This window comes from Porphyromonas sp. COT-290 OH860, from assembly GCF_000768935.1.
In the GTDB taxonomy this organism is placed as follows: domain Bacteria; phylum Bacteroidota; class Bacteroidia; order Bacteroidales; family Porphyromonadaceae; genus Porphyromonas.
On sequence record NZ_JRAR01000025.1, the window covers coordinates 20,627 to 28,531 of the forward strand.

The window sequence follows — 7,905 nt, forward strand, 5'->3', positions numbered from 1 at the left end:
AGTGTAATGGGTGAGTTTCTGCTCTAGAAACGTCCATACACCCGTCTTTATTGCGGCTTCGTCTGAGCTATTCGTAGTCTAATTAGCTATATGCAGGTAGGTTAAGGATTCTTCGACGGATCGCCCATGCAAAAAGCGTAGCACATAGAACGAGTAGCGCCAGCCCAGTGATCAGCATTGGTAGGATACTTCCCCCAGCTAGGTTGTGGAGTATAGCCTGCCCCCAAGCTAGATAAAGGCTACGTAGTATCAGCACAATACCTGCCGATAGGACTAGGGCAAGAGCATTAAGGCTAAAGGTGAGTAGCCAGTAAGGTCGGTAAATGTCCCTAGGGCTGTAGCCGATGAGCAGTAGTGTTGTTAGCTCTTTGGTATTCTTCTGTAGGAGCAGGTAGATGCTTAGCATCAGCAGATAAGCGGAGAGTAAGCTGATGAGTAGCCCAAGAGCAAAGACTCCCGAGGCGATGAGGCGCAAAATCGCCATACCTTCTCCAGCTGTGTTGCCTCCCTCTATTTGGTAGCCATGCAGGCGAATATACTCGCCTATGGTTGGTTCGCTTGGGTTGTGCGCTTGTAGGATCAGCCTAGAGGGGGGCGCCTCGATGCCTTGTGCGTATTGGCTATTGGCCCACGAGATAAAGCTCTTGGGGACTAGGATTGTGTTGAGGCGGTTGCTGAAAGCTACGATGCGCCCTTCGTACACATCTTCACGTCCCTGTCCTTGTACCGTAATACTTAGAGGAATACGAGAGATGCCCGCTTCTGAGATCTGCGGCAATCCTTGGCTCTGGGCAAAGGCGGCGTTGTACAGACCTAAATATTGTCTAGGAATGATAATCGGTAGTACGGTCTGTCCCGGTGTGAATGTCCAGTCTTCGGGAGATACATCTAGGAACTCGTTGGGGACGGCCTCGAAGAAAATATAGGTATAGAGCTCAATGCCGAAGTGTATGGCTGCCGTTACCCTAAACTTAGCTGGAGTGAACTGCCCAAGGCGTTTGGTAAAACTCTGTTTCCTTAGCCCAATTATCTCGTCCTTGGAGAAGGTCGTTGCTCCTCGGCTGAAGAGCTTATCGGATTGAACGGGTTTGGAGAGAATGATATAATCGCTGGGGAGTAGTCGGTCTGAACCATTGATTGTCTTGGCAGCATCTTGGTAGAACTGAATGCCGAGGAGTAGGATGACTAGGCCGACTAGGTTGGCAACGAAGAAGCCAACCAACTGCCCTCGATTGAGGTGCTGACGTAGCAGACGTAGGACGAGCTTATTCATCACAGTTGGTAGATATGCTGGTAGGGTAGTGGTAGAGCCTTGCCCACAGAGGTACAGACGATGGCAGCCCCTTGACGATGAGCCTCGGCGATGATGAGCTCTGCCACGATCGCACCATTGGCGTCGTCTAGATGGCTGATTGGCTCGTCTAGCAGTATGAAGTCTAGCGGCTGCATCAGCAGACGCACTAGAGCCACACGTTGCTGCTGACCAAGGGACAGTTTGCCTGCAGGTTGATCTATCTTGTCGCTGATACCGAGCAGAGTGAGCAGGCGTACAATCTCCTCTGGTGAGTGCTGCTGGGTAAGTTGATTCTTGATTTGTATGTTTTCCCAGACGCTTAGGTTGTCGAATAGCTTGAGCTCTTGGAAGAGTAGCCCTATCGACTCTCTGCGTATGGTAGACCACCGCTCGGGTTTAATCTCTCGAATATCCTCTCCGTCGAAAGTGATTCGTCCCGTGTAGTCCGAGCGATGTCCGTAGAGGTAGCTACAGAGCGAGGACTTGCCAGCTCCAGAGGTAGCCTCAATCAGATAGAGCTGTCCCCGCTCTAGGGTTAGGCTCTGGTGCCAAACCTCGGAGCAGGGACAACCCTCTGTGAATACTTGAGGGACTACGCCCTCCAAGCCGATACGCTGGATCATTGAGTGACTTCAGTCTCTTGAGTCGCTTCCTCCGCTACTACTGGAGCAGATTGCTTTGCCTCCGAGACTTCACGGATCATATCGACAAGTTGCTTGAGGGCGTTTGTCTTAGCATCTTTGAAGTGTAGCTCGGTTGAGCTTATGTTCTTATCATTATAGCAGGAAGTCAGGCTGACCAACTTCTCTACCTGATGCTTGATGAGGGGTTCTCCTGCTAGCTCGCTGGCAATGCGGTCTACCTTGAGAATCTGAGCGATGTTTACTAGCAGCACCGAAGGCGACTTGCCGAGGAGCTGTCCCTCTGGCATCTCCGAGGCGTTCTGCTTATGCTCTTGCCAAGTCTGTTCTGTGGGTAGTGAGGAGATATAGAAGATGTTGTCCTTGACGCCGAAGGAGATCGTCATCTTGTCAATGATGGTCTGATAATTTTGGTTGTCAATCTTGACAAAGTCGGCATTGACCCCTCCCTCCTGCTCTACGGCTTGGGTGTAGAAGTAGTCTAGCAGACTGACCATAGGTTGCTCGTCGTTGAGCTTGGCCATCAGAGTAGCACCGACGTAATCCTCATGTAGCTCCATCAAGCCTATGGTGATGTCTCCATCTAGGCTAGCGATTGGGGTGGAGAAATTTACTCCCTCGGCCTCCGCCATAGCGAGTATCACACCGAGCGAACCTCCAGAAATGAGCTTGAGTAGCTTGTTCCCATCTAGGCCGATGTTTAGGAACGCCAAAGAAGATGCAGGGAAGTACTTGATAAATTCGCCACTGGAGGGCTTCGCTATTTTGTAGATTTCTTCTAGGCTTTGCTTGGCTTTGAGGTTCTCTGTGTGTATCCTCTGGGCATACGTGAGTTTACCTGCCTCGAAGGCTATGCTATTGATAGCATAGCAGCTGTCGATATTGAAGGAATAGATCTCACGTGCCATTGAGGCGCCTAGAGCTCCATATCCCTGCATAGCCATATCCATCATACCACCTAGAGAGTAGAACATGCGTAGATCACCCTGCTCTTGCTCCATCTCTTTGTATGCGCTATGCTTAGTGATGGACTCGCTCCCCTTGCGTTTCATTGCCTCGCCTAGGTGTTTGAGCTGTACATCTCGACCAGTTGCCTTGCCGAATGTGACGATGCATGAGCGGTTGTCATAGCCAAGTAGCCCAGTATTGTTGAGGTTAACAAAATGATATCCATCTTGAGTGCTGATATTGACTTCTTTGCCGTCTGTTTTGAAGGACTCTCTGATGAACGTCTCTAGCTTACTCTCCGAGTCTACTTGAACCACTAGAGCAAACGAGACGTCTGGGCTGGAGAACACATATACGGGAGCCTTGAGCGATAGCCCAGCCTCTCTTGGGTCTGCGATGAGCTTTTGGAAGTATTTGATCTGCTCTGGCGATAGAGAGCTCTGAGCCTCTTCTGCAAACTTCGCCCCGAGGATTTTGGCATCTTCCGCAGTGTAGCCAGACTTGTCTACTAGATTTTGCAGGTTGATAGAGGCGACGAAAATCGCATCTGCGGGGATACGCTCTGCGTGCTCATTCTTTCTGGAACACGAGAAGAGGGCAGCTCCCACAATGAATAGTAGCAATAGTCTGCTTAGTAGGTTCTTGTTCATAAAGTCTACTTCGTTAAATGTAATAGTTAATGAATAGTGCTAACAAATGTATCAAATAATAGTAGATAAGCCAAAATAAGTGCCCTTGTTGCTGATCTCAAGGTTTTATTTTTGAGGTGTTTGTATTCTTATGGGGTAGTGCTGGATAGAGATAACCGACCCATACTACGCAGCCCTTGCGGCTGGCGTAGTATGGGTCCGGCTCCTTGGGTCACCTTCTTTGGGGAAGACCATATCTACCAGAGGTAGTAGTCTTGCCAATCAGTGAACATGTGAAACGTTAGCCCGATACCCACTGCGCTCAGCCACCAAGGCAATCCCAACCGCCTATAAGGCAAGAAGCACATAAGAATGTAGAAGGGAATGAGGTAATAGCTATGCAAGAAGTGAAAGCCGATGCTACATCTGTCTGGGTCGAAGATAGGTGTGGCCAAGAGATGGTCTAGATCCACAAGCATCGTCAGGAGCATCACGATGTATGCCATACGCCTGCGGTCTCTAGGGAAGAATATCCAAGCTAGCAGTAGAGGGGCTACTAGATGTAGCGAGTAGTGGACGAGGGTTTGTAACATGGCGGACTAGACTTTAGAGTTGGAGTGCTCCTACAAGCTGATTGATATCGTCGATGCCGTGGCGATGCATATAGTCCTCGATACCCGTGACGATTGTCTCGGTTATTGATGGATTTACGAAGTTGTAGGTCCCTACCTGTATGGCCGAGGCTCCCGCTAGTAGAAACTCGATCGCATCTGTGGCTGAGGCGATACCGCCCATACCTATGATGGGTACTTGGACAGCCTTAGATGTCTGCCACACCATGCGTAGCGCTACGGGCTTGACGGCTGGTCCCGAGAGTCCACCAGTGACAGTAGATAGGATAGGCCGACGGCGCTCTGCATCTATGGCCATGCCGAGTAAGGTGTTGATCATAGAGATACTGTCTGCCCCCTCTGCCTCTACGGTACGAGCGATCTCCGTGATATCCGTCACGTTTGGGGATAGCTTGACGATGAGCGTCTTGGGGTAAACACGTCTGACGGCACGGACAACCTCGGCTGCACCTGCACAGGTAACACCGAAAGCCATGCCACCCTCCTTGACATTGGGACAGGAGATGTTGAGCTCAATAGCTGGCACATTGGGCAGTGATGCGATCATCTCTGCCGTTGCGATATAGTCCTCTACTGTAGAGCCACTCACGTTTACTACGACCGCTGTGTCCAAATGCGCTATCTGCGGATAAATCTCTTGGCAGAAGTGATGTGCACCTTTGTTTTGCAGCCCAACAGCGTTCAGCATACCTGCGGGAGTCTCTGCCATGCGTGGATAGGGGTTGCCTTGACGTGGATGTAGAGTTGTGCCCTTGACTACGATCCCTCCTAGACGCGCTAGATCGACGAAGTCGGTGTACTCCAGACCATAGCCGTATGTGCCAGAGGCCGTCATGACGGGGTTCTTGATCGTTAGCCCGCCGATATTTACTTGTGTCTTTACCATTTTAGTTCTTTGGAGTTGAAAACAGGCCCTTCTGTGCACACGCATACGTTACCTCTCTCGTGTACATCTTCCACACAGCATAGACAAGCGCCTAGACCGCACGCCATTGTGTTTTCTAGCGATACCTCGCAGTCTATACCTCGCTCTTTGGCCAAATGAGCCACTGCCACCATCATTGGTTTGGGGCCGCAGGTGTAGATACGGTCATACTGGGCCTCTTGCCAGAGAGGGTGGTCGGTTACTCGTCCATGTACTCCCATGGTACCATCATCTGTAGTTAGGTGCAGTGTGCCATAGCGACGAAACTCGTCTAGTAGGACCAATTGATCTGCAGTGCGCCCACCTAATAGGATCTCGGAGTGGATACCCCTATCTGCAAATGTCTTGGCTAGATAGAGCATTGGAGCTGTCCCAACGCCACCCCCCACGAGTAGGGGGCGCTTGGCTCCCTCTATGCGGAAGTAATTACCTAGCGGAAAGATTAGACTGAGCTGGTCGCCCACTTTGGCCTCGGTAATGGCCTCCGTACCACGTCCTACACGTGCCACAAGTAGCCAGAGCTCACCCCTAGCCTCGTCTACATTGCAGACAGATATAGGGCGGCGTAGGAGAACCTCTCCATTCGGGGCTTGTACCTCCACGAACTGCCCTGCGTACATGGCAGGCAGGAGCGCTCCCTCGGGCATTCTAAGTTTAAGTAAATGGTTACCTCTGCCAAGCGCAAGGTTTTCGCTTAGCTGTAGAAGAGCTATTTGTTTCTTCGCAATCATTCTGTCAGACTGAAAATTCGACGATTTCTGCCTCAAAGATAGCTAAAACAGACGAGTGATGCTTATGCCTAAGCGATTGGGCTATCCGCTATCGTTTGACCAAATTTTTGGCTCAGATATTCAATTTAACTAGGCAGCACAATCATGGATAGATGTCCAGATCGTGAACTCATAGTCCTCGTTACTTAGTTCGTTCACAGTGAAATGGAACTTTTTTTGAGCGAATTTGATTGGATGTCAATCTCTCAATCGACTAGTCCAAGCGATCTATTCTGAGGCATATCGGCATCTCTCTGGCTGGGAGTTTGCTAGTTTTATTAGATCATAATTTCTCATCTTTTCTGTTAATTATTGTGAATAATTTAGCTCTAGAATTTAATGAATGGAAGGAAGAGTTTGGGAAGCTAGTTCGACTTTTAGGGAAATTAGTGGGAAGATTTTTTAAGGTTGGTGGACTAATCTATTGAGATGTGTCCACCAATCTCGGGAGATTGATGGGGAGAGACTGCGAAATGCTCGTTCTGTTACGATGAAGTCGCCTAGAATATTTATTTATACATTTGTGTTTTAGGTAATTGTAATTATGCTGTTTAAGACGGGTATTTTAGCTTGTCTGGAGCCAATGCCCCAAAATGAGGTCGGAAGCAGCCTAAGGCTTGCTAGGGGGCAAATACGAGGTGTCGTGTTTTTTCGCTTGGAGGTTAAGAACCTGCTCAATCATCATACGAAAAAGTAAAAGAGTGTATATCATTTGATGCTTCCATGCAAAAGTATGGGAGTTAGGAGTAAGGGGAAGCGAGAAAAGGCTATCTGCTTGATTATCAGCATTTCTTTCGTTTGGGTGCATTGGCTTGCACCACGGAAAAAGGCAAAAAAGAGCAGTTGAAAGAACGAGTTCAGTTACCAAATCGTTCCCTTTTAGGGGCTTCGGAAGAGGTAAGCAAAAAGTGGTAACTAACATGGTGTTTTCTCTCTTGTTTTCAATGTTTTGCATAGCGATAGCTAGCTCTTAGAGGTCTAACTTTGTAAATAAAAACGACAATGAAAGAAAAGACATTGAAGCTACTCTTTTACCTCAAGCGAGGCACACAGAGTAAGGAAGGAAAAAGCCCCATTATGGCTCGCCTCAGTGTGGGACGAACAATGGTGCAATTCAGCTGTAAAATTGCTTGCTCTCCCCAGCTATGGGATAGCCGTAAGAGCAGGCTCGTGGGCAAGAGTGCCGAAGCCGTATCTGTAAACGCAGAACTCGACCGCTTGCAACTCGCTGTACATCGTGCCTTTGAGTATTTGCAGAGTAAGCAGGGGGAAGTGGTAACAGCAGAGGAGGTTAAAGCCACGCTTTTCGGCTTAAACAGCGATAGCCAAGGGCTGCTTTATCATTTGGAGACCATTGCACAATGGGTCCCCTTCGTCGCCTCAGTTCCTTCGAGTCCTGTTTTTGCTGCTTGAGGCTGTGTTTTTCAGTGGTAGTATCCTCCCCCTTTACCCCGACCTTGTGAGCAATGAGCTACAAGGTCGGGGGATTTTGTGCTCATTTGGCTGCTTGAAGTACAAGGAGCCCTGGCATACGCTTGAGATTGTACGCCATAGCTTCAAGGATATTCTGTGTATGCGTTCGCTCTAACCCTCGGTAGCGACAGCGTCCGCCCCAAGAACCACCGACGAATACTGCCAAAGGTCCGTTCTATCAAGCACCTTGTCTTACTGATCACACGGTTGAATGCCTTCTGACTCTCGTTAAGAGTCTTCCCACGAATAGCCTTGAGAGACCGTTGCACGTCATTTTGCCTCTTTTGGGCTAGATGTGCTGTTAGATGTGTTGAATATATCCATGATTATTAATATCTTTAATATGTAATTAATTGTATCGACATGGCAACCAAACCAACCGAACAAGCTCCGAGCTTCCTACAAGTATATACTCAGGTTCGTCGTGACCGTATGAAGCACTCCTTTCTCCGCCAAATCAATGCTTGCGTTGATTGGCGCGGTATCCGCACGCTACTGAACAAGAAGTACACCAAGACACAGAATGCCGTAGGTAACCCTGCCTACGATGCCTTGCTGATGTTCAAGATCCTTTTGCTAGAGACTTGGTATGG

General features: G+C 49.0%; 6 protein-coding genes and 3 pseudogenes. 2 read left to right on the plus strand and 7 right to left on the minus strand.

Features of this window, described 5'->3' with window-relative positions; translation table 11 throughout:
* Positions 1-82 precede the first annotated feature (82 nt).
* The 6 genes from HQ41_RS02980 to HQ41_RS03005 all read right to left on the minus strand — a co-directional run bounded on the left by HQ41_RS02980 (position 83) and on the right by HQ41_RS03005 (position 5,800).
* The gene (locus HQ41_RS02980; protein ID WP_044187713.1) at positions 83-1,273 is read right to left on the minus strand and encodes an ABC transporter permease; all 1,191 of its coding nucleotides are present in this window, start codon (positions 1,271-1,273) and stop codon (positions 83-85) included.
* Entirely contained in the window at positions 1,273-1,917 is a 645-nt protein-coding gene (locus HQ41_RS02985; protein ID WP_152567314.1) for an ATP-binding cassette domain-containing protein, read from the minus strand. Before HQ41_RS02985 ends, HQ41_RS02980 begins: the two co-directional genes overlap by 1 nt.
* On the minus strand, positions 1,914-3,533 hold the full coding sequence (locus HQ41_RS02990) for a DUF4836 family protein (RefSeq protein WP_044187717.1): 1,620 nt from the start codon (positions 3,531-3,533) through the stop codon (positions 1,914-1,916). The genes HQ41_RS02985 and HQ41_RS02990 overlap by 4 nt, the downstream gene beginning before the upstream one ends.
* 236 nt (positions 3,534-3,769) lie before the next feature.
* Complete coding sequence (locus HQ41_RS02995) at positions 3,770-4,105, minus strand: DUF6122 family protein (RefSeq protein ID WP_044187720.1); 336 nt, start codon at positions 4,103-4,105, stop codon at positions 3,770-3,772.
* A gap of 13 nt (positions 4,106-4,118) precedes the next feature.
* Positions 4,119-5,030: a dihydroorotate dehydrogenase gene (locus tag HQ41_RS03000; protein ID WP_044187722.1), complete on the minus strand. Its 912-nt coding sequence runs from the start codon at positions 5,028-5,030 to the stop codon at positions 4,119-4,121.
* Positions 5,024-5,800 (minus strand): dihydroorotate dehydrogenase electron transfer subunit, encoded by a 777-nt coding sequence (locus HQ41_RS03005; protein WP_044187725.1) that lies wholly within the window; start codon positions 5,798-5,800, stop codon positions 5,024-5,026. Before HQ41_RS03005 ends, HQ41_RS03000 begins: the two co-directional genes overlap by 7 nt.
* Positions 5,801-6,841: 1,041 nt before the next feature.
* Between HQ41_RS03005 and HQ41_RS03015 the strand changes: the two are divergent.
* Positions 6,842-7,189, plus strand: a pseudogene (locus HQ41_RS03015) (Arm DNA-binding domain-containing protein); the annotation flags it as partial.
* Between the two features lie 145 nt (positions 7,190-7,334).
* On the opposite strand, the pseudogene HQ41_RS09465 reads toward HQ41_RS03015, so the two are convergent.
* Positions 7,335-7,566 (minus strand): annotated as a pseudogene (locus tag HQ41_RS09465) (transposase); the annotation flags it as partial.
* Between the two features lie 109 nt (positions 7,567-7,675).
* On the opposite strand from HQ41_RS09465, the pseudogene HQ41_RS03025 reads away from it, so the two are divergent.
* Positions 7,676-7,905: pseudogene (locus tag HQ41_RS03025) on the plus strand (IS5/IS1182 family transposase); the annotation flags it as partial.

What these genes read in the sequence shown, in the direction of transcription:
- HQ41_RS02980 (WP_044187713.1), bottom strand. Translation starts at nt 1,273, where the DNA reads ATGAATAAGCTCGTCCTACGTCTGCTACGTCAGCACCTCAATCGAGGG.
- HQ41_RS02985 (WP_152567314.1), bottom strand. Translation starts at nt 1,917, where the DNA reads ATGATCCAGCGTATCGGCTTGGAGGGCGTAGTCCCTCAAGTATTCACA.
- HQ41_RS02990 (WP_044187717.1), bottom strand. Translation starts at nt 3,533, where the DNA reads ATGAACAAGAACCTACTAAGCAGACTATTGCTACTATTCATTGTGGGA.
- HQ41_RS02995 (WP_044187720.1), bottom strand. Translation starts at nt 4,105, where the DNA reads ATGTTACAAACCCTCGTCCACTACTCGCTACATCTAGTAGCCCCTCTA.
- HQ41_RS03000 (WP_044187722.1), bottom strand. Translation starts at nt 5,030, where the DNA reads ATGGTAAAGACACAAGTAAATATCGGCGGGCTAACGATCAAGAACCCC.
- HQ41_RS03005 (WP_044187725.1), bottom strand. Translation starts at nt 5,800, where the DNA reads ATGATTGCGAAGAAACAAATAGCTCTTCTACAGCTAAGCGAAAACCTT.